Below are 21,738 nucleotides of genomic sequence, written 5' to 3' on the forward strand. Positions count from 1 at the left end.
CCATCCGCCGCCCCCAGGTCTCTGCAGCGCACTCCCCTGTTCGAGTCCTGCCGCAGCGCCGGAGCCCGCATGGTTCCGTTTGCCGGTTGGGAGATGCCGGTTCAGTTCAGCGGCCTGATCCAGGAACACAAGGCCGTTCGCGAACGGGTCGGGATGTTCGACATCTCCCACATGGGAGTGCTGCGCCTGGAGGGTAAAAATCCCAAGGATGCGCTGCAACGGCTGCTCCCCAGCGATCTGCACCGCATCGGTCCCGGCGAAGCCTGCTACTCGGTTCTGCTGAACGAGAGCGGCGGCATTCGCGACGACCTCATCGTTTACGACTGCGGTGCCATCGACGCCGAACGGGGTGCGCTAGTGCTGGTGATCAATGCCGCCTGCGCCGACAGCGACACCGCCTGGATCCGTGAACAGATGGAACCCGCTGGCCTGACGGTGACCGACATCAAAAACGACGGAGTGCTGCTCGCTCTGCAGGGCCCTGAGGCCATGGGCTTGCTACAGGAGCTGAGCGGCGAAGACCTCAGCGGCTTGCCCCGCTTCGGCCACCGGATGCTCAATCTCAAGGGCCTGAGCCAACCGGTGTTCAGTGCTCGCACGGGCTACACCGGCGAAGACGGTGCTGAGCTGCTGCTCAACGCCGACGACGGGCAAAAGCTCTGGCAGCTTTTGCTGGATCGCGGTGTCAGCCCCTGCGGGCTTGGGGCACGGGACACCTTGCGTCTGGAGGCCGCGATGCACCTCTACGGCCAGGACATGAACGATGAAACCAACCCCTTCGAAGCGGGGTTGGGTTGGCTCGTGCACCTGGAAATGCCCATGGATTTTGTGGGCCGGCGGGCGCTGGAGCAGGCGGCGGAATCGGGCCCCGCTAAGCGCCTGGTGGGCATCAAGCTTCAGGGTCGTGCCATCGCCCGATACGACTACCCCGTGATGGACAATGGGGAGACGGTGGGCATCGTCACCAGCGGCACCTGGTCCCCCACCCTGGAAGAAGCGATCGCCCTGGCCTACGTGCCCTCATCCCTCGCCAAGCTCGGCACCGAACTGAGTGTTGAGATCCGTGGCAAGGCCCAGCCGGCAACGGTCGTTAGCAAGCCCTTCTACAAACGCGCCTGAGGCTCACCGCTGCTGTGGGAAACTCGCTCTTCTCCAGTTGAGACATCCCATGCGCAGCAACGGTTGCGGCGACCTGCGCGAACAGAACATCGATCAGCAGGTGCAACTGTGCGGCTGGGTGGACCGACGCCGTGATCACGGTGGGGTAATTTTCATTGACCTGCGGGACCGCAGCGGCACGGTGCAGATCACGGTGGATCCAGATCTGGGCGCAGACGCTTTCGCCATCGCCGAGCATCTGCGCAGCGAAACCGTGCTGCAGGTTGAGGGGAAAGTGCGGGCCCGTCCGGGCGAGTCCCTGAACGACAGGCTGGCCACGGGGGCCGTGGAAGTGCTGGCCAGCGGCATCACCGTTCTGAACAGCGTGAAGGGCAACCTGCCCTTCCCCGTGTCGGTGCACGACGAGGAGAACACCCGCGAAGAGCTGCGCCTGCGCCACCGCTATCTGGATCTGCGCCGCAAGCGCATGAACGATAACCTGCGGCTGCGGGCCCAGACTATCCAGGCCGCCCGTCGCTTCCTGGAAGACGAAGGCTTCATCGAGGTGGAGACCCCGGTGCTGACCCGCTCCACGCCGGAAGGTGCCCGCGACTACGTTCTGCCCAGCCGGGTCTGCGGCGGCGAATGGTTCGCCCTGCCCCAGTCCCCCCAGTTGTTCAAGCAGCTGCTGATGGTGGGTGGCATCGAGCGCTACTACCAGGTGGCCCGCTGCTTCCGCGACGAAGACCTGCGGGCCGACCGCCAGCCGGAATTCACTCAGCTGGACATCGAGATGAGCTTCATGGATCAGGAGCAGATCCTGGAGCTGAACGAATCCCTGATCTGCGCCATCTGGAAGGCCGTGAAGGGCATCGAACTGCCGCGGCCCTTCCCGCGCATGACCTGGCATGACGCCATGGATCACTACGGCACCGACCGACCCGACACCCGCTACGGCATGGAGCTCACCAACGTGAGCGACATCGTCAAGGACATGGGCTTCAAGGTGTTCAGCGGTGCTGTGAAGTCCGGCGGCGCGGTGAAGTGCATTGCGGTGCCAGGCGGCAACGATGCGTTGAGCAACGTGCGGATCAAGCCCGGCGGCGATGTGTTCAGCGAGGCCCAGAAAGCCGGTGCCGGTGGCCTGGCCTTCATCCGGGTGCGCGACGGCGGTGAGATCGACACGATCGGCGCCATCAAGGACAACCTCAGCGATGAGCAGAAGCAGGAGCTGCTCAGCCGCACCGGCGCGGAACCCGGGATCCTGCTGCTGTTCGGTGCCGGCGACACCGCCACGGTGAACAAGGCCTTGGATCGCGTGCGCCAGTACCTGGCCAAGGAACTGGGCATGGTCAAGGCTGACCGCGACAACGACCAGTGGAACTTCCTCTGGGTGGTCGACTTCCCGATGTTCGAGTTCAACAGCGACGAGAACCGTTACGAGGCCCTGCACCATCCCTTCTGCGCCCCCAATGCCGAGGATCTCGGCAGCGATGCGTCGAAATGGGCCGACACCCTGCCGGGAGCCCGGGCCCAGGCCTACGACCTCGTGCTCAATGGCCTTGAGCTTGGCGGCGGTTCCCTGCGCATCCATGACTCCGCCCTGCAGCACCAGGTGTTGCAGACCGTTGGCTTGCCCCTCGAGGAAGCCCAGGAGCAGTTCGGCTTCCTCATGGATGCTCTCGATGTGGGGGCGCCTCCCCACGGCGGCCTGGCATTCGGTGTGGACCGGATGGTAATGCTGCTGGCCGGAGAGGAATCCATCCGCGACACCATTGCCTTCCCCAAGACCCAGCAGGCCCGCTGCCTGATGACCAATGCCCCAGGGAGTGTGGCCGATAAGCAGCTAGAGGAACTGCATGTGGCCAGCACCTGGGTCGAGCCCGACCAGGAGCACTGACCGCGACCACTGGGCTGAGCAGATCCCGAAGGGAATCAGCGCATTTGTCGCACCGCGGTCAACGGCGAGGAATCCTGAAGTTGGACTTCACAAGGCCAGCCTTTGCCCAGCCAGCCCCGACGGACAGGGGGGACCCGTGAGCGCCGCAGCAGCGGCACAACGGATCTGCTGCGTCTTTATCTCCAGGACATCGGCCGGGTCGACCTGCTCACCAACGAAGAGGAGGTCACCCTGGCCCGTCTGGTGCAGCGTCGCGAAGCACTGCTGCTGCAACAACGGGAGTTAGCCGAAAGCGATGCTGCAATGGCAGAGCTGCACCGTCTCGAAGAACTGCAACGCCGCGAGGCCAACCAACACAGCCACTGGCCGACGAAGCAGGAATGGGCCCGGGCGGCCGGCCTGCCGTTGGAGGCTTTACAGCAGCGGATCGACCTGGGCTACGAGGCCTGGGCTGAACAGGCCCAACTGGAAGCCAAAGCGCTGAGATTGGCCCTCCGCAATGGTCGGCGAGCCAAGAACCACATGATTCAGGCCAACCTGCGCCTTGTGGTGGCGGTGGCGAAGAAATATCAGCAACGGGGGATGGAAATCCTCGACCTGGTCCAGGAAGGGACGCTCGGGCTGGAACGGGCCGTAGAGAGATTCGATCCCACCCGAGGCTTCCGCTTCAGCACCTACGCCTACTGGTGGATCCGTCAGGGCATCACGCGGGCCATCGCCACGCAGAGCCGCACCATCCGTTTGCCTGTCCACGTCACCGAAAAACTGAACCGGATCAAACGGGTCCAACAAGAGATTGCGAGCAACGAAGGCCGCCTCGCCTCAATCGCAGACCTCTCCCGCGAGCTGGGCATCAGTGAGGAGACCGTGCGCCAAACCCTGGCCCGGGTGCCGCGCTCAGTCTCACTCGACACGCGCATCGGCCGTGACCAGGACACCCAGCTCGGGGACCTAATCGAAGACGGCCATGCCACCCCTGAGCAAACCCTGACCATCGACGAACTCCACAACGATCTGGAGGATCTCCTGGATGAACTCACCAGTCGGGAGGCCGCTGTCCTGCGAAGACGCTTTGGCTTAGAGGACGACACGCCCCAGACCCTGGCCCAAATCGGGGAAGAACTGAAACTCTCCAGAGAGCGTGTTCGTCAGATCGAAACCCGCGCCCTGCTCAAACTGCGGCAACCCCAACGACGCAGCAAAGTCCGGGACTACATCCAGGGCCTGGATTCCTGACACACCGGTTCCCCCTGGAGCCCATGACCGACGCCAGCTAATTTGAAGAGTCGCCCGGCAGGTCATGGCCAAATTCGTCTTCATCACCGGTGGTGTGGTGTCCAGCATTGGCAAGGGAATCGTGGCGGCGAGCCTCGGCCGGCTGCTGAAGTCGCGGGGCTACAACGTTTCGATTCTCAAGCTGGATCCCTACCTGAATGTGGATCCCGGGACGATGAGCCCGTTCCAGCATGGTGAGGTCTTCGTCACCGAAGACGGCGCCGAAACCGATCTCGACCTGGGGCATTACGAGCGCTTCACCGACACGGCGATGTCACGCCTGAACAGCGTGACCACCGGCTCGATCTATCAATCGGTGATCAACAAGGAGCGCCGCGGCGACTACAACGGCGGAACCGTTCAGGTGATTCCCCACATCACCGGCGAGATCCGCGAGCGCATCCACCGGGTTGCCGCCAACAGCAATGCCGATGTGGTTATCACCGAAATCGGCGGCACCGTGGGTGACATCGAATCACTGCCCTTCCTCGAAGCCATCCGTGAGTTCCGGGAGGACGTGGGTCGCAACGACCTGGCCTACATCCACGTCACCCTGCTGCCCTTCATCGGCACCTCCGGCGAACTCAAAACCAAGCCCACCCAGCACTCGGTCAAGGAACTGCGCTCCATCGGCATCCAGCCGGATGTGCTCATCTGCCGCAGTGATCGCGACATCAGCGACGATCTCAAGCGGAAAATCGGCGGCTTCTGCGGGGTGCCCACCCGCGCCGTGATTCCCTCCTTGGATGCCGACAGCATCTATGCCGTGCCGCTGATCCTCGAGCAGGAGGGGCTGTGCCGTGAAGTTCTGGACGTGCTGAATCTGACCGACCATGACAGCGACATGGCGGCATGGGAACAACTGGTCAACAAGCTGCGTAACCCCGGCCCGTCGGTGAAGGTTGCCCTGGTGGGCAAGTACGTGCAGCTGAACGACGCCTATCTCTCCGTCGTCGAAGCGCTGCAGCATGCCTGCATTGCCCAGGATGCCTCCCTCGACCTGCACTGGGTCTGCGCCGAACAGATTGAAGCCGACGGTGCCGATGCACTCCTACGTGGAATGGACGCCGTGGTCGTGCCCGGTGGCTTCGGCAACCGTGGCGTCGATGGAAAGATTGCAGCGATTCGGTGGGCCCGGGAACAACGCGTGCCCTTCCTGGGGCTCTGCCTTGGAATGCAAACCGCTGTGATCGAGTGGGCTCGCAACCAGGCCGGCCTCACCGAAGCGACCAGTGCTGAATTAGACGAAAACACGCCGCATCCCGTGATTCACCTGCTGCCGGAACAGCAGGACGTGGTTGACCTCGGCGGCACGATGCGCCTGGGGATTTATCCCTGCAGGATTGCACCGGGAACCCTCGCCCAGAGGCTGTACGGCGAAGAGGTGGTCTACGAACGTCACCGCCACCGCTACGAATTCAACAATTCCTATCGCAATTTGTTCCTCGAATCTGGGTACGTGGTGAGTGGCACCTCCCCAGACGGGCGATTGGTGGAGTTAATCGAACTGAAAGGGCATCCGTTCTTTACCGCCTGCCAATACCACCCCGAATTCCTGTCCCGCCCTGGACAACCCCATCCGTTGTTCCGGGGATTGATCGAAGCAGCCCAACAACGTCTTCCCGATTCACCAGCCCAGGCCCTGCGTCAACAGGGGGACATTGCGATCCCATGAACTACATCGATGGTTGACTCCCAGCGTCTCCCAGTGGTGGAAACGTTCCATTCCCTCCAAGGAGAGGGCCACCATGCCGGACGCAGTGCATTTTTCATTCGCCTCGCCGGCTGCACAGTGGGCTGTCCCTGGTGCGACACCAAGCACTCATGGCCCAGCCAGGGGTACCCTGAGCAGCCCATCGATGCCTTGGCTGATGCCGCCCAGATGGCTGCTGAAGCGGGGGCCAGCTTCGTTGTCATTACCGGTGGAGAGCCGCTGCATCACGATCTACAGCCCCTCACCCAGGCCCTCGATGCGCGATGCAGTCTCCCCCTGCATCTGGAAACCAGCGGAGTGGATCCGCTGAGCGGACGCTTCGACTGGATCACCCTCTCGCCAAAACGCCACCGCCCCCCACGGCAAGAGCTTTTGCAGGCCTGCCATGAGCTGAAAGTCGTGGTGCATGGCCTGGAAGACATCGGCTTCGCTGCGGCAATGGCGTCCCAATGCGAGGACGATACAGAACGACTGCTTCAGCCGGGCTGGGAGAGCACCATCGGAGAAGAGCTAGCTGTGGATCATGTGCGTCAGCACGCCCAATGGCGCCTCAGCCTGCAGAGCCACAAATGGCTTGGAATCCGCTGAGCGATGCCATTGAGGGCAGGATCTGCTCCACTACGTTGAGGTTGAACAGAATTTGATCACCTGAGCCATGACCTCAGTGGCCGTTCTGGGCACAGGCCTCCTCGGAACGGCGATCGCAACGCGATTGCTGGAGCAGGGTCTCAACGTCCACGTCTAGAATCGCGCCCCCTCCCGCATCGTCTCACTCGTGGAGAAGGGTGCAACAGCAATCAAGGATCTCGGGCAAACCACGGGAGACAAAAGAGTCTTGATCTCCATCTTGCGTGACAGGGCAGCAACGGCATCCGTGATCAGCACGATTGGGGATCTGCAAAGCTCAACGTTGGTCCCGATGGGAACCATGGGAATGGAGGAAAGCCGCAAGCTCGCCACACAGGTTGCGGACCAGGGAGGGCATCTGGGAGCCCCGGTGCTCGGCAGCAAGCCCCAGGCCTTCAATGGCACCCTGCTGGTGATGGCCGGGGGCGAAGTGCAGGTCTTCGAGGAACAACGGCCACTCCTCTCCCACCTCTGCCAAGAGCCCCTGCTCGTGGGGCCCGTTGATAGCGGAGCTGACACCAAGCTGGCCCTCAATAGACAAGAAGCTGCAACGGATGCTGGACACACCTACGCCGATCCCAACTTCAGCACCGCCCTGCTGCGCAAAGACCTGCGCCTGTTCCTGGAGGAAGCGACAACCGCTGGCCTCCAAGACCAGGGGCTCCGCGGTTTGCTCACCCTGCTTGAACAAGCGAAGGGCACCGATCTGGATAAGCAGGACTACTGCGCCCTGCACGAACTCACGGTCCTGATATGAGTCAACGCACTGCCATCGCCCTGCTCTCGGGAGGTTTGGATTCCGCCACCGCTGTGGCCCTTGCCCTTGAGCAAGGCGACCGCGTCATCGGCCTGTCCTTTGACTACGGCCAGCGCCATCGCCGCGAATTAGACGCCGCCGCTGCCGTTGCTGAGCAGCTTGGCTTGGCAGAGCATCACTGCATCACCGTGAATCTGGCCAGCTGGGGAGGCTCAGCCCTCACCGACGCCAGTATCTCGATCCCCACTCATGGCGTTGAGGAGGGAAGCATCCCGCCCACCTACGTGCCCGGGCGCAACACCGTGTTCATTTCCGTTGGCCTCAGCCTGGCGGAAGCACGCGGAGCGGAAAGGTTGGTTCTGGGCGTGAATGCTATCGACTACTCGGGTTATCCCGACTGCCGGCCCGACTACCTCAACGCCTTTCAGACTCTGGCTGACCTGGCCAGCAAAGCCGGTCGGGAAGGCCATGGCGCCCAACTCTGGGCACCCCTGGCGCAGTGGAGCAAGGTGCGCATCGTTGAGGAAGCCCTTCGCCTGGGTGTTCCGATCGAAACAACCTGGAGCTGTTACAGCGGCGGCACGCACCCCTGCGGCGTCTGCGACAGCTGCCGCATCCGTGATGCAGCGCTCCGCGAGGCAGACCGGCCTGACCTCTGCAGTTCCGCGCAGGCATGATCCGCCCACAACGGCTTGAACTGCGCTGGCAGGAGCCCCAAGCACTTGCCCACCAATTGGCCCATGCCTACGGCGAGGAAGGCCTGGTCTGGCTGGATGGCGACGGCAGCAGCCTGGGCCGATGGGCCACCCTGGCGGTGGCACCCCAGGAGATCGTCTGCTGCCGTGGTCTCCCCGGAGAGCCAGGCGCCAGCAATCCCTTCGAGGCACTGCGGGGGCTTGCCCCAGGCCATTGGTGCGGCTGGCTGAGCTATGAAGCCGCCGCTTGGGTGGAACCCGGCAACCCCTGGGCCAGCGATGGCATGACCATGCTTTGGATCGCCCGCCACGATCCAGTGCTTCGCTTTGATCTCCAGCAACGCAAACTGTGGATCGAAGCCAGCAGCACGGCTGCTCTGGAACGCCTAACCCAACAGCTGGACTCGAGCACTGAGCAGCCCAAAGGCGAGCCCCCATCGATCCCCCTGGCGGCCTGGCACCACCACACCCCACCAGAGCAATACGCCACAGGAGTGCAACACATCCGTGATCTGATCGCTGCAGGCGATCTCTTCCAAGCCAACCTCACGGCCTGTTGCAGCACAGCCTGGCCCCAGGAAGGCAGTGCCTTGGAGCTGTTTCTCACCCTGAGGGAGGCCTGTCCTGCCCCCTTTGCAGGGTTGATCATCAGCGACCAAAACGAGGCGTTGCTGTCATCGTCCCCTGAACGATTTCTGCACGTGAGCGCTCAGGGAGCCATCCAAGCCCGGCCGATCAAAGGCACCAGACCGCGCCATGGCGATCCCGAACAAGATGCAAAGCTCGCCGCGGAACTCGTGTGCAGCGACAAGGACCGCGCCGAGAACGTAATGATCGTCGACCTGCTTCGGAACGACCTTGGTCGTGCCTGCCAACCGGGATCCATCCAGGTGCCCCAACTTGTGGGGCTCGAAAGTTACGCCTCCGTGCATCACCTCACCTCGGTCGTGGAGGGGCAGCTGCAGCCTGGGTTGAGCTGGGTCGATCTCTTGGAAGCCAGTTGGCCTGGGGGGTCGATCAGTGGCGCACCCAAACTGCGGGCCTGCCAACGCCTCTATGAGCTCGAACCCACCAGCCGCGGGCCCTACTGCGGATCACTGTTGCGGATCGACTGGGATGGCAGCTTCGACAGCAACATCTTGATCCGGTCGCTGCTACGCCAGGGCGACACCCTGCGGGCCCATGCCGGCTGCGGAATTGTGGCCGACTCGGATCCTCTCGGCGAAGCGGAGGAGTTGATGTGGAAACTGCAGCCGTTACTGGAGGCGCTGACATGACATCGTCCATCGCCTGGATCGACGGCCACTGGGGAACTGCAGCAAGCCTGAAGCTTCCCCTCGACGACCGGGCCCTGCTCCTGGCCGATGGCCTCTTTGAAACCGTGCTGGTTCGCAACGGTGAGCCCCCACTCCTGCAGGAGCACCTGCAGCGATGGAGCGAGAGTGCGGCCCTGCTGGGCATGGACCCGCCACCGCAGCGAAACGCGCTGCAGCTTCTAATTGAAGACGCGATTCAACGCAGCCAGCTGAGCGAAGCCGATGGAGCCCTGCGCCTGAACTGGAGCCGTGGCAGCACACCCCAACGCGGAATCGGTCTGCCGGCCCCAGGCCAACACCGCTTTTGGCTCACGCTCCAGCCCTGCACACCGATGTTTTCAGCCATCACCACCACCACCAGTCGCCATGAGCGCCGCAATGCCTCCAGCCGGCTGAGCCGTTGCAAGACCTTTGCCTACGGGCAATCCATCCAGGCCCGCAGAGAAGCCCAGTGCCAAGGTGCCGACGACGCTTTGCTCTTGAACACGGCTGGGGCCCTGTGCTGCGGAACGACAGCCAATCTGCTGGTCCGGCGTCGCGGACAGTGGCTGACACCAGCCCTCAGCAGCGGCTGTCTTCCAGGGGTGATGCGGGGCCGTGCACTGGCCCAGGGCATCGCGGTGGAAACCGAGCTGGAGGCCGAGTTCGATACCGATGATCAGGCCGTTCTGATCAACAGCCTCAGCTGTCGACCGATCGCGTCCCACAATGGTCAGCCCATGGCGGCAACGACGACTGCAGTGGAGCTATGGCAATCCTTGCTCCATTGAGGTCGGGGCCAGCGATGGCCTAGATCCGAAGAATCCGGCGCACAGCCTCGTCCCAACCGTTGGCATGGGGGGCTCCCGCAAGCTGGAAACGCCCAGCAGCGATCCTGGAACTCAGCTCGGGATGGGGGCCATCGGGCCCGGGCACAACGACAGCGATGTCGGCCACCTCGAGCAACGGCAGATCGTTGGGGGAATCCCCCAAGGCCAAGACCTTCACCTGCTCAGCACCCCGATGTCGCTTGAGGGTGGCCAAAGCCTGGCCTTTGCTGATGTCTGGGCCCAGCAGGTGACCCATGCGGTTGCCCTGCACCACCGTCAGGCCCATCCGCTGCACCAAGGCCTCCAGCCGGGGACGCCCCTCCGCCGAGGGCGGAACAAAAGGCACGCTGCAGCACCGCCGCTGTGCCCGGTGTAAGGCTTCACCACCGAGCCCTAACAACCGCTGACCCTCCTCCTCACTGAGTTCATCCAACGGGCGCAGGGGCTCACCCAACTCGGCCTGAAGACCCTGCAACTGGGGTTTCAGCTCCGTCCAATCCGGACCCAATGGCAGCTCCCAGGGCTCCCCTGCCGATGTTTCACCGTGCACAGCGCCACCGTTTTCAACGATGTATGGGTCATGAAGCCCCGCCTCTTTGCGGAAGCCGCGCACTTCCTCCGCCGTTTTGCTGGTGCAGGGAATCACCGGAATCTGCCGCTGCTGCAGCTGACGAATCAGATCCTTGGCCGGCGACCAATCGTAGCTGTGATCCAGCAACGTGCCGTCGAGATCGGTCACCACCCACCACGCTGGCTCAACACTCGCGGTCATGGCTGAACAAACCAATGCACCGCATAAGGCTCTAGCGAATGCAACTGATGTGGTGCGAACACATGACCGCTCAGGCAATCGGCCCATGGCTGGTTCAGATCACCACCCAAGCGACTGAGGCGCAAGCTCAGCCGCGCTGCCGTCATGTTGTGAACGGCCACGAGCGTTTCCCCACCGCGGGACCGCTGCAGGATGACGCGATCACTGCGATCCGCACTCAGCACCGTCATCGCGGCATCCGGGTGCAAGGCCGGATGCACAGCCCGTTCGGCCAGAGCCCGCCTCAGCACCGGGAGCAGGGCTGAGGCATCGGCATCGGGATCCGCCAGGCGTCGCTCCAGGGCCTGGACCGTGAACTGGGGCCGATTCAGATCCCGGCGATGGCCCGTGCGGCGAAAGCGAGTCAGATCATTGGGGGCCGCCAGCAATGCCGGCAGATAAAAGGCGGGAACCCCGGGCAAGGCTAAGACCATCAATTGGGTGAGCAGGAACCGCTCCCGTTGGAGATAGGTAGGATCAATCCCCCCATCAGCCATGGCACTCCACCAGCTGATGTTGATCTCGTAGGGAACTTCATCGCCGGAACTAAGCATCCTGTGGCTGACCAATCCACCCCGTTGCTCACAGCCGATCAACAGCTGCAGCAAACGCTTCTGGGGCATTAGGCCTTCCAGTGGCCTTAAACCGATGCCGTCATGGCAGGCGGTGAAATTCAGAAGACCCGTTTGCGGCGGCAGATGGGGCCAACGACCCAACCAGGCGTTGAGAAGGTCGGCGCGACCACTGACGCTGGCTTCCAGCAACAAGGGCGGCAGCGGAAAGTTGTAGGCAAGATGCGCTTCATCACCGCTCCTTAGATAGGAGAGGTTTTCCTGCTCAGGCACGTTGGTCTCCGTGACCACAACGCCATCGGGTCCCACCTGATCAAGCAGCAGACGCAGCACCCGAACCAGTTGATGGGCTTGCGGCAGATGAATGCATGAGGTGTGGGGTTCCTTCCAGACAAAACCCACGGCATCCAGACGGATCCAACGCACCCCATGCCGGGCCATGCGCTGCATCAACCGGGCAAAGCCCAGCAGGACCTCCGCACTGCGCCAGTTGAGATCCACCTGGTCGGGACCAAAGGTGGTCCAGACCTGACGCGCACCAATGGGGCCCCTCAATTGCGTGAACAGATTGGAACTGCGCGGACGAACAACATCCGCCCAACAGGGATCCGGTGCTGCCTCCAGCACACAGGAGCGGCCGGGCTGTTCATCCCGCATGAATTGCTGCACCCAGGGGTGAGACGCCGACACGTGATTGAGAACGAGATCGGCCATCAGCCGTCGGCCCTGGGCCAAGGCAGCGAGATCACTCCAATCACCGAAACGCGTGTCGAGCTTCGTGTGGCTGGCCACCGCAAAACCACCATCACTGGTGGATTGCAGAAACGGCAACACATGAATCACCGCTGCAAAGGGCTGCAGATGGCGATTCACAAACGACTTCAGCGCTTGAAGACCAAGCACACCCTCTTCACCAATGGTGTCGGCGTAGGTGATTAAGACCACATCGCGGCCATCCCAGCGCTCCATGGGTTCTGCCATATCGCCATCTCCTGACGATTGACTCAAGATCTGCAGCAATTGCGACGACAACTCCTGGCCATCCCCGGAAGAATCAACGGGGTACAGATCGCCAAGCAGGGTCCGCAGCGTCTCGTCGCGCGGGGGCTGCATCACCTTCCTCCTCGGCACCGTTCAGGTATGGGGCAAGACTCTGACCTCTGTTGTTGCATCGAACACCACTATGGATTTTCAACAGGGCCTGATCAGCACCGTCCATGACTACAGCTTGAGCAATCTCGATGCGGTTGCCTTCAACCAAGAGTTAAGTCAGCGACCCACTACCTTGCTGATCCCCTGCCTAATGGAGGAATTCAGCCGCCCGGCTCTCGGCCTGATTCGAGACACACTCTCAGGCCTGAAGGGGCTCAACGAGCTGGTGGTGGCGTTGGCGGCCACCAGCGCTGAAGACGTCAAAGCGGCAGAAAAGTTTTTTGAGGGGATGCCCTTCCCCGTTCGGGTGCACTGGACCAACGGCCCCGCCGTTCGGGACTTACTCGAATCCGTCGGCGAATTGGGGCTCGATGTCACCGGACCACCGGGCAAGGGCTGGGCCGTCTGGCAGGGGCTCGGGGTGGCATGCCAGAACGCTGAGGTGGTTGGCCTGTTCGATGCCGACATCAGAACCTTTGGTTCGGCCTATCCGGAGCGCATGCTCCGTCCCCTGCTGGATCGATCTCACGGCATTGCCTACGTGAAGGCGTTCTACAGCCGTCTTTCCCTCGAAACCCAAGCGCTTCAAGGCCGCGCCACCCGCCTGTTTGTTGGCCCACTGCTGGCAAGCCTGGAACAGATTTTCGGACCTCTGCCCTACCTGGAGTACCTGCAGTCATTCCGCTATCCCCTGGCTGGTGAATTCGCCTTCACCACCGATTTGGCGATGAATCTACGCATTCCCTCGGACTGGGGCCTGGAGGTGGGCTTGCTATCTGAGGTGTACCGCCATGTGGCCTCCAGCCGAATCGCTCAAGTGGATCTGGGGTTGTTCGACCACAAACACAAGGAACTGGGTCAAGAGCCCAGTGAAGGCCTGCAGAGGATGGCCGGTGAAATTTTCGGCACGGTTTTGCGCGGACTGATGGAACACGAGGGCTGCGTGATGTCGGTGGATCAGCTGCCAACACTGGAGGTGCTGTATCGGCGGGTTGGTGAAGATCGCGTGCGGCAATTCGGCCTCGATTCGGCGATTAACCGACTGCCCTACGACCGCCATGGCGAAGAATTGGCGGTTCAAAACTTCGCGGATCTCCTGCGCCCTGGCCTGGCAAAACTGATGCAGGCGCCGGTTGCCCATCAACTGCCCAGCTGGTCGCGACTCCGCAGCTGCAATTCAGCCCTTCAATCTGATCTGGCCGCAGCAGGATAAGCAGATCGCACATCGCTGAAACGACCGAACCACACCCGCAACGCTTCACCTCTGAGCTCGCTGCTTAACACCAAAGAGATCAACCCTCATCCCAACTGTTCTCGCTGACGGCTCACCCAGCCTGTTACAGCGCGCTGGGACTGCCAGGCCTGAAGCAACTGCTTGGCCAACACCTGCAGCTGCTATGAATCAAGGGTTGATTCGATCGCGCGATTCATGCGCTCCACATCGAATTGTTGAGTGACACTCAAAGCGATTGATTCTGCTATTTCTCAATACCCCCACATATCGACAAGACCATCACGCAAAAGACGGCAAGAAAGAATTGCTTCACTTGAGACAAAAGTACCACTATGTGTGATATTCTAATTCCTACACAACAATGACTTGGCCAGATTCGTGACAGTCGATACAAAAGCGATCAGCTCTGTATCGACTCATCTGCATGAAATCTAAAGGCGTGCTGATTCGGTAACCAATCAAACACTCCACTTGTCTTTATGAGATGAGATTGGCAGCATCCCAAATCCTCAAAATGATTGAGTGTGTCTACCAGAACGACACCAGTCGAATGGTGATCGTGAAATGCATCGGCGCTGATCACTTCTATCGTGAAAAGGTGGTGATGCCCACAGAAGTCTTTTGGTTCGAAGCACCAAAGGACGCACGCTTGGAAATCTGGAAGATGTCGATGACAGGACAGATGCTCCACGTGCGTGCCGATGTGAGCGATTTCGCGATGAACGAAGAGCCTGCAACGGAATCCCTCTGGGCCAGCTGAACCGACCCAGGAGAAACCATCCAGAGCGACGCTCTAAACGCTCAGGAACTGATCAACAACCGCCTGGCTGAGTTCACTGGTGGACCCACTGGCAACAATGCCACCACGTTGCATGGCGTAATAGCGGTCAGCCTGGCGAACGAAATGGAGATGTTGCTCCACCAACAATACCCCGATCCCGGTGTCGGCGATGATTCGCCGAACAGCAGCTTCAATATCCTGAACAATGTTGGGCTGAATCCCCTCCATGGGCTCATCCAACAACAACAGCTTCGGCTGGCCGAGCAAAGCACGGGCAATGGCCAGTTGTTGTTGCTGACCACCACTCAAATCGCCGCCCTTGCGCGATAGGAACTCCTGAAGAACTGGAAACAGCTCATAAACGAACGGATCGATGTGGCGTTGCCGCGCCAATCCGCCCGGCAACGCTTCCATCCCCAAAAGCAAGTTTTCTGCCACCGTGAGCTGCGGAATGATCTCGCGACCTTGCGGCACATAGCCAATCCCGGCTCGAGCCCGCTGGTGGGGAGCCTGACGATCGAGTTGAGCACCGTCGAACGCCATGGTTCCGGAACGGGGACGTAACAAGCCGATCAGCGATTTCAGCAGGGTGGTTTTTCCCACGCCATTGCGGCCGATCAAACAAACCATCTCCCCCGATTTCACGCTGAGATCAACATCCCGAAGAATGTGACTTTCACCGTAAAAAGTGTTAAGGCCTTGGATCTCCAGCAAGTTCGTCATTGGTTCTCCTCCTCAGTGGTGCCGAGATAAACCTCAATCACCCGGGAATCAGCCTGCACCTGATCCATCGTGCCCTCACAGAGAACATGACCCTGGTGCAGCACCGTCACCGGACTTTCAAGCCGTCGAATGAACTCCATGTCGTGCTCAATCACCAGCACGGTGTGATCCCCCGCCAACAACTTGAGCAGATCCGCCGTCAGATCGGTCTCCTCATCCGTGAGCCCAGCCACCGGCTCATCCACCAGTAACAGGTCAGGATCCTGACCCACCAGCATAGCGATCTCAAGCCACTGTTTTTCGCCATGGGACAACAACCCAGCATCCCAATCGGCACGGTTCTGCAGATTGACGATACTCATCAAGTGATGAACACGGTCTCGCTGCTCCCCATTCAGCCCCACCACCAGCAATGGCCAGGGCTGCTTCGGCTGGCTCACCGCCAGAGCCAAGTTCTCCTGAACGCTGAGCTTCTCGAAAACGCGGGGGCTCTGAAACTTGCGGCCAATGCCGAAGCGCGCAATGCGGTGCTCACGTATTCCCACCAAAGAGCGTCCCTTGAACACAACATCCCCTTCGATGGGAGTGGTCTTGCCGGTGATCACATCGAGGAAGGTGGTCTTGCCGGCGCCATTAGGGCCGATCACGGCCCGCAGCTCCCCAGGCTGAAGGCTGAGGTTGAGATCGCGGAGCACCAAAAAGCCATCGAAGCTGACGGTGATTTGGCGCAACTCCAACAAAGCAGTACTCATAACCGAACCTCTTCTTGACCTTCAAGATCGAGATGTGGATGGGTCTCACGCCGACGGGAAACACCGCATCGGTTGAGCCAATTGCGAGGGCCATTACCTCTGAACCAACCAATGACGCCTTCAGGCAAGGCCGTCACCACAAGGATGAACAAGCCCCCTTGAATGAACAGCCAACTTTGGGGAAGAGCTTCACTCACCAAACTTTTGGCGTAGTTGATGGCCACAGCGCCAAGGATGGCTCCCACGAGCGTGCCTCGACCGCCCACCGCAACCCAGATCACCATCTCAATCGAGAAGGGAACGGTCATGTACTGCGGCGAAACAATGCCCGACTGAACGGTGTAGAGCGCACCACCGATGCCAGCCAAACCACCGGCGATGGCGAAAACAATCGTCTTAAACAATGTTGTGTTGTAACCCGCAAAGCGAAGCCGGGGTTCGTCATCGCGAATAGCGATCAACACATCACCGAACCGGCCCCGCACCACCCAGCGCAAAAACAGCCAGGCCAGGATCACCACCACAGAGGTCAACCAGAAAAATCCCCGCTGCATCTCGGGGGAACCCACCATCTGACCGAACAGCTGGGTCACATCGGTTTTGAGGCCGTTAGTGCCGTTGATCAGCTTCTGCTGTCCGTTGAAGAAATTGAAGAAAACGAGCAGGGCAGCCTGGGTAAGGATCGAGAAGTAGACGCCCTTGATCCGATTGCGGAACACCAGGTTGCCGAGCACGGCGGCCAGCACGGCTGGAACCAACCAGATCGCCACCAAGGAGAACAGCGGAGAATGGAACGGCTCCCAGAACGCGGGCAACCGATCCACGCCGTAGAGACTGAAGAACTCAGGAATGTCGTTGGGAAGATCGCCCGAGCTATTCAGCTGCAGATACATCGCCACGGCGTAGCCACCGAGGGCAAAAAAGATGCCCTGGCCAAGGCTGAGCAAGCCGGTGAAGCCCCAGATCAAGTCGATGCCCAGGGCAACGATCGCCAGGGAGAGGAAGCGACCCAACAAGTTCAGCCGAAACACCGGCAGAACAGTGGGCGCAGCAACGATGGCCGCAACGATCACCACCCAAAGGATGATCAAGGGCCAACGGCGTTGTTGAAAGGCTTGGAACATCAGATCAGGCTTCCACCATGCGTCCTTTTTGCGGGAACAGACCCGCGGGACGGAATTGAAGGAACACCACGATCAGAGCAAACACCATCACCTGGGCCATGCTCGTGGTGGCAAAGAAATTCACCACACCGGCTAGGGGAGCCGGCATATCAGGCCAGATCGTCAGTAGACGGCCAGCACCGATCAGGTCGGTGAGCAGGCCAATGGCAAAGGAGGCGAGCACGGTGCCCAACAGGTTTCCAACGCCGCCGAGCACCACCACCATGAAGCAGCCCACGATGTAAGACCCGCCCACGTTGGGGCCCACCGAACCCAGCAAGGAAACAACAACCCCCGCCACACCGGCCAAACCGGAGCCGATGCCAAAGGTGAGCACATCGACAGTATCGGTGGGGATGCCCAGGCAATCACTCATCGAGCGGTTCTGGGTGACGGCACGAATGCGCATGCCACACACACTTTTGTTGAGGAACCACGTCACCCCAACCACCGCAACGATCGTGATCACGATGATCACCAGGCGCGGCACAGGAAAGGTGATATCCATGACATCAATCCCACCGCGCATCCACTTGGGAGCCGTCACATCCACGTTGCGGGAGGTGGCCCTGGCGATGCGACTGATTTGTGAGGCCAGGCCACCAGCCAGAAGCACACCTCCCAGAGCTGAAACAGCCCAACTCCCCGCACGCACCAAGCGAGCTCGAGGCCCCGCCAGGAGAGACGAAGGAAGCAGTAGTGGGAGTCCAAAGCCCAGCACCAACGCCAGGATCAAGCCAGCGGCATGGGCCAGAGGAACACTCCGTACAAATTGCTGAAGAATCAAGCTGACACCCCAGGTCGCGAGCAAGGTCTCCAACGGGTTGCCGTAGAGACGGCGAATCACGGTGCGTTCCAGCAGGATGCCGACGACACCACTAACGATGAAGGCCAGGGGAAGCGCCACCAGCATGTAGGCGTTGTAAACCGGCTGCAGGGCAGGCAGCTTGAAGATCAGCTGCACCACGTAGGTGGTGTAGGCCCCGAGCATGATCAGCTCGCCATGGGCGAGGTTGATCACACCCATGAGGCCGAAGACAATGGCCAGTCCGAGGGCAGCCATCAGCAGCACGGAGCCGATGGCCACACCGTTGAACAGGCTTTCGAGAAGCAGTTGCACGGACGTGTGAAAAACGTTCAATGAAACGACGAAAGGGAGGAGCCCGGTGACAGGCTCCTCCCTGAAGAGTAATTTGACTTTGATCAAAGGATCAAAGCTTGTACTTCTCGCCCTTGGCGGCGTCGGTCCAATCGCAAGCGAAACCCTTGGAGCTGGGCTCGAACTGGTTCCAGGCCTGAGGAGCCACAAGACCGTCGGTGGATTCGAGGATCTCGAACTGGCCGTCAGCAGTGATCTGGCCGATGCGCACGGTCTGGGACAGGTGATGGTTGGGCATCACCTTCACAGGACCCTGAGGCGCATCGAACTCGATGCCGACCAGGGCTTCACGCACCTTGTCGTCGTCGAAGCTGTTGGCCTTCTCGACGGCCTTCTTCCAGAGGTAGACCATGTTGTAGGCCGACTCCTGAGGGTCAGCGACCTGGCGGTCGGCGCCGTACTTGGCCTTGAAGTCAGCAGCGAACTTCTTGGATGCCGGGGTGTCGATCGACATCATGTAGTTCCAAGCGCCGTAGTGGCCCTCAAGGAACTCAGAACCGATGGTGCTGATCTCCTCTTCCGCGATGGAGTAGCTCATCACGTAGTAGCCATTCTCGGGAGTGATGCCAGCGTCCTGGATCTGCTTGAAGAAGGCAACGTTCTGGTCGCCGTTCAGGGTGTTGATGATCACACCGCCCTCGGGCAGGGCCTTCTTGATCTTGGCGATGATCGGAGCAACCTCGGTGTTGCCCAGGGGCAGGTAGTCCTCACCGACCACTTCGCCACCAAGAAACTTGAGCTGTTCCTTGGTGATGGTGTTGGAGGTGCGGGGGAAGACGTAGTCCGAACCCACGAGGAAGAAGGGCTTTCCAGCGGCAGGCGACTTCTCATACATGAACTTGGTGGCAGGCTCCGACTGCTGGTTCGGAGTTGCACCGGTGTAGAAAATGTTGTTGGAACACTCCTGACCCTCGTACTGAATCGGGTAGTAGAGGAAAGCGTTCTTCGACTCGTAGACGGGCAGCATCGCCTTGCGGCTGGCGGAGGTCCAGCCACCGAAAACGACAGGCACCGCGTCCTGGTCGATCAGCTTCTTGGACTTCTCAGCGAAGGTGGGCCAATCGGAAGCACCGTCCTCGACGATGTATTCGATCTTGTACTTCTTGCCATCGACCTCGACGCCACCGGCGACGTTGATCTCGTCAATCGCCATCTTCTCGGTGTCCACCAAGGTGGACTCGGAGATGGCCATGGTGCCGGTCAGCGAGTGCAGGATGCCAACGGTGACGGTGTCGTCAAAGTCGGCCGCAGGAGCAGATGCTTTGTCGCCACCACCACAGGCAGTCACGGCAAGACCCAGCGATGCGGCAGCCATGCCAGCAAAGAGGCGCTTGGAGATAGAGGTGCTCATGGAATGAGAGGGCACTTAAAAAGCTTGGACGCGCGAAACGTCATGAAATCTGACCATCGCCACAGGAGGGGATTCTAAATGTGGCAATGGTAACACTTTTGACCCCAAAAGCTTGTGTTTTCATGATTTTGGTAGCTGTTGCAACAAGAAGCCAACCACCTGCTCCAAGCCTTCACCGCTGTGGAGATTGGTGAAACACCAGGGCCGATTTCCACGCATCCGCCGGGTGTCCTGTTCCATCACCGCAAGATCGGCACCAACCTGTGGAGCCAGGTCAATCTTGTTGATCACCAGCAGATCAGAGCGGGTGATGCCAGGCCCTCCCTTGCGGGGGATCTTGTCGCCGGCCGCCACATCGATCACATAGATGCAGAGATCCACCAGTTCCGGACTGAAGCTCGCCGCCAGGTTGTCGCCACCGCTTTCAACCAAAACAAGATCAAGATCAGGGAATTGCGCCTCCAGCTCCGCCACGGCGGCTCTGTTGATCGAGCAGTCTTCGCGGATCGCCGTGTGAGGGCAACCACCGGTCTCCACGCCACGGATCCGCTCTGGATCCAGGACACCGGCACGGGTAAGGAACTGGGCATCCTCCTGGGTGTAGATGTCATTGGTGACAACCGCGAGCTGCAGGTCGGCGCTCAAACGGCGACAGAGCGCCTCCACCAGTGCGGTTTTGCCTGATCCCACGGGACCTGCCACCCCCAGGCGCAGTTTGCTGCTCATCAGCTTCGAAAAAGGCGTGAATACAGCTCAGCATGGGCAAGCTGAGCCATGCCCGCACCCACACCGCTACTCCAGAGCTGCTGCGGATCGGCCGCCTGGAGCAACTGCGCTTGCGAAGCAATCATCGGCAGCAGCCGCTGTTGCAGCACCTGCGCTCGGGACGGACCCAACGGCAGCAGCCGCACCGAGGCACTGAGCTGATTGGCAACCCAGCCGTAGAGGTACCCCTCCACCATGTCTCCTGCTGGAACCGACAAGCCCACAGCGGTCCAGGCCCAGGCCGCTGGCCAGCTCAAGACCACAGGTTCAGGCAGGTCCTGACCCATGTCCGACGTCAACTGCAGCAGCGACATCCCCATCTGACGCTGCTGGGCTCGCAGCTCCGCGGCTTCGCGGGTGGCCAACAGCCAACCATCCAGATCGATCAGACGCGCCTTGGCCGCCGCATCGGCCTGGGTTGACCACCCCACCAAAGCCTCCGCAAAAGGCCTTAACGCCGCGGCTTCCAGCCGCACCGCGCCCCGTTGCAGTTCAGCCTCCAACAAAGCCTGAATGGCCTGCTCATCGGCGATGGAGCCCGCCTGAATCAACACCTCCAGACCCTCTGAATAGCTGAAGGCACCCACGGGCAGGGCAGGGCTGACCAGTTGCAACAACGCCAGGGAAGTCATCCGTGCTGATGCCCTCCGTAGGCACCGCCCTCGGGGGCAAACGGCTGCAGACAGCGGCTGACCGTCAATCCACGCCCTTCCAGCATCGTGGCGAGAACGGAATCCTCCGGCAGCAACAGCTCCTGCTCATGCAATTCAAGGGCGACATGGCGATTGCCCAGGTGATATGCCGCCTGCAACAGCTCCAGGGGATGCGACCCCTGTACCCGCAGCAATGTTTCCGGCTCTGCCGTCACCTCCACAACGGTCGAACCGGACTGATCCCCCAGCAGATCACCAGGCTGCAGCGATCCCACGCGGGGCAACTGCAGCAGCACCGGACGACCGCAGGAGGTGGTGCGACGACCACGCAGCACCGTGCGCTCTTCGGCCGTTAGCGGCAACTGCAGGGTTGCCGTGGCACTGCTGTTCTGCAGACGCTGCTCCAGCACGACCACCGCATCCGTCACCAG

At 60.9% G+C, this 21,738-nt stretch carries 20 protein-coding genes and 1 pseudogene; 11 read left to right on the forward strand and 10 right to left on the reverse strand.

The features are described 5' to 3' along the window. Positions 1-21: 21 nt before the first annotated feature. From gcvT to ACGVJ8_RS00055, 9 genes and pseudogenes are all read left to right on the forward strand, one after another. Positions 22-1,119, forward strand: a complete 1,098-nt coding sequence (gene gcvT, locus ACGVJ8_RS00015) for a glycine cleavage system aminomethyltransferase GcvT (RefSeq protein WP_392344936.1) — start codon at positions 22-24, stop codon at positions 1,117-1,119. 49 nt (positions 1,120-1,168) lie between these two features. Then, complete coding sequence (gene aspS / locus ACGVJ8_RS00020; protein WP_392344910.1) at positions 1,169-2,998, forward strand: aspartate--tRNA ligase; 1,830 nt, start codon at positions 1,169-1,171, stop codon at positions 2,996-2,998. Positions 2,999-3,100: 102 nt separating this feature from the next. Continuing rightward, complete coding sequence (locus ACGVJ8_RS00025) at positions 3,101-4,234, forward strand: RNA polymerase sigma factor, RpoD/SigA family (RefSeq protein ID WP_392344911.1); 1,134 nt, start codon at positions 3,101-3,103, stop codon at positions 4,232-4,234. 64 nt (positions 4,235-4,298) lie between these two features. Continuing rightward, positions 4,299-5,948 carry a CTP synthase gene (locus tag ACGVJ8_RS00030; RefSeq protein WP_392344912.1) on the forward strand — a complete coding sequence of 550 codons (1,650 nt, stop codon included), beginning with the start codon at positions 4,299-4,301 and terminating at the stop codon, positions 5,946-5,948. A 9-nt stretch (positions 5,949-5,957) separates the two neighbouring features. Further along, on the forward strand, positions 5,958-6,575 hold the full coding sequence (locus ACGVJ8_RS00035; RefSeq protein WP_392344913.1) for a 7-carboxy-7-deazaguanine synthase QueE: 618 nt from the start codon (positions 5,958-5,960) through the stop codon (positions 6,573-6,575). A 169-nt stretch (positions 6,576-6,744) separates the two neighbouring features. Beyond that, a pseudogene (locus ACGVJ8_RS00040) lies at positions 6,745-7,371 on the forward strand (NAD(P)-binding domain-containing protein); the annotation flags it as partial. Then, positions 7,368-8,048 carry a 7-cyano-7-deazaguanine synthase QueC gene (gene queC / locus ACGVJ8_RS00045; protein ID WP_392344914.1) on the forward strand — a complete coding sequence of 227 codons (681 nt, stop codon included), beginning with the start codon at positions 7,368-7,370 and terminating at the stop codon, positions 8,046-8,048. The pseudogene ACGVJ8_RS00040 and the gene queC, both read left to right, overlap by 4 nt. Then, the gene (locus tag ACGVJ8_RS00050; protein WP_392344915.1) at positions 8,045-9,343 is read left to right on the forward strand and encodes an anthranilate synthase component I family protein; all 1,299 of its coding nucleotides are present in this window, start codon (positions 8,045-8,047) and stop codon (positions 9,341-9,343) included. Before queC ends, ACGVJ8_RS00050 begins: the two co-directional genes overlap by 4 nt. Next, positions 9,340-10,152, forward strand: coding sequence for an aminotransferase class IV (locus ACGVJ8_RS00055; RefSeq protein WP_392344916.1), 813 nt, complete (start codon positions 9,340-9,342; stop codon positions 10,150-10,152). Before ACGVJ8_RS00050 ends, ACGVJ8_RS00055 begins: the two co-directional genes overlap by 4 nt. Positions 10,153-10,171: 19 nt before the next feature. On the opposite strand, the gene ACGVJ8_RS00060 is transcribed toward ACGVJ8_RS00055, so the two are convergent. Together ACGVJ8_RS00060 and ACGVJ8_RS00065 are read right to left on the reverse strand one after the other, a co-directional pair. Continuing rightward, a complete protein-coding gene (locus ACGVJ8_RS00060) occupies positions 10,172-10,963 on the reverse strand; it encodes an HAD-IIB family hydrolase (RefSeq protein WP_392344917.1) in 792 nt (263 codons plus the stop codon). After that, positions 10,960-12,687, reverse strand: a complete 1,728-nt coding sequence (locus ACGVJ8_RS00065; RefSeq protein ID WP_392344918.1) for an alpha-amylase family glycosyl hydrolase — start codon at positions 12,685-12,687, stop codon at positions 10,960-10,962. Before ACGVJ8_RS00065 ends, ACGVJ8_RS00060 begins: the two co-directional genes overlap by 4 nt. A 70-nt stretch (positions 12,688-12,757) precedes the next feature. Between ACGVJ8_RS00065 and ACGVJ8_RS00070 the strand changes: the two genes are divergently transcribed. Both ACGVJ8_RS00070 and ACGVJ8_RS00075 read left to right on the forward strand, forming a co-directional pair. After that, the gene (locus ACGVJ8_RS00070) at positions 12,758-13,939 is read left to right on the forward strand and encodes a glycosyl transferase (protein ID WP_392344919.1); all 1,182 of its coding nucleotides are present in this window, start codon (positions 12,758-12,760) and stop codon (positions 13,937-13,939) included. A gap of 535 nt (positions 13,940-14,474) precedes the next feature. After that, a complete protein-coding gene (locus tag ACGVJ8_RS00075) occupies positions 14,475-14,720 on the forward strand; it encodes a DUF1830 domain-containing protein (RefSeq protein ID WP_392344920.1) in 246 nt (81 codons plus the stop codon). A 33-nt stretch (positions 14,721-14,753) separates the two neighbouring features. Here ACGVJ8_RS00075 and urtE read toward each other — a convergent pair whose 3' ends face one another. From urtE to ureE, 8 genes are all read right to left on the reverse strand, one after another. Beyond that, positions 14,754-15,464 carry an urea ABC transporter ATP-binding subunit UrtE gene (gene urtE, locus ACGVJ8_RS00080; RefSeq protein WP_392344921.1) on the reverse strand — a complete coding sequence of 237 codons (711 nt, stop codon included), beginning with the start codon at positions 15,462-15,464 and terminating at the stop codon, positions 14,754-14,756. After that, positions 15,461-16,216, reverse strand: a complete 756-nt coding sequence (gene urtD, locus ACGVJ8_RS00085; RefSeq protein ID WP_392344922.1) for an urea ABC transporter ATP-binding protein UrtD — start codon at positions 16,214-16,216, stop codon at positions 15,461-15,463. Before urtD ends, urtE begins: the two co-directional genes overlap by 4 nt. After that, the gene (gene urtC / locus ACGVJ8_RS00090) at positions 16,213-17,340 is read right to left on the reverse strand and encodes an urea ABC transporter permease subunit UrtC (RefSeq protein WP_392344923.1); all 1,128 of its coding nucleotides are present in this window, start codon (positions 17,338-17,340) and stop codon (positions 16,213-16,215) included. The genes urtD and urtC overlap by 4 nt, the downstream gene beginning before the upstream one ends. 4 nt (positions 17,341-17,344) lie before the next feature. After that, the gene (locus ACGVJ8_RS00095; RefSeq protein WP_392344924.1) at positions 17,345-18,499 is read right to left on the reverse strand and encodes a branched-chain amino acid ABC transporter permease; all 1,155 of its coding nucleotides are present in this window, start codon (positions 18,497-18,499) and stop codon (positions 17,345-17,347) included. 91 nt (positions 18,500-18,590) lie between these two features. Next, complete coding sequence (gene urtA / locus ACGVJ8_RS00100; protein ID WP_392344925.1) at positions 18,591-19,889, reverse strand: urea ABC transporter substrate-binding protein; 1,299 nt, start codon at positions 19,887-19,889, stop codon at positions 18,591-18,593. Between the two features lie 120 nt (positions 19,890-20,009). Then, entirely contained in the window at positions 20,010-20,615 is a 606-nt protein-coding gene (gene ureG, locus ACGVJ8_RS00105; RefSeq protein ID WP_392344926.1) for an urease accessory protein UreG, read from the reverse strand. After that, positions 20,615-21,286, reverse strand: a complete 672-nt coding sequence (locus ACGVJ8_RS00110) for an urease accessory protein UreF (RefSeq protein WP_392344927.1) — start codon at positions 21,284-21,286, stop codon at positions 20,615-20,617. Before ACGVJ8_RS00110 ends, ureG begins: the two co-directional genes overlap by 1 nt. After that, positions 21,283-21,735 (reverse strand): urease accessory protein UreE, encoded by a 453-nt coding sequence (gene ureE, locus ACGVJ8_RS00115; RefSeq protein WP_392344937.1) that lies wholly within the window; start codon positions 21,733-21,735, stop codon positions 21,283-21,285. The genes ACGVJ8_RS00110 and ureE overlap by 4 nt, the downstream gene beginning before the upstream one ends. Positions 21,736-21,738: the final 3 nt, after the last annotated feature.

Source organism: Parasynechococcus sp., from assembly GCF_042954245.1.
In the GTDB taxonomy this organism is placed as follows: domain Bacteria; phylum Cyanobacteriota; class Cyanobacteriia; order PCC-6307; family Cyanobiaceae; genus Parasynechococcus.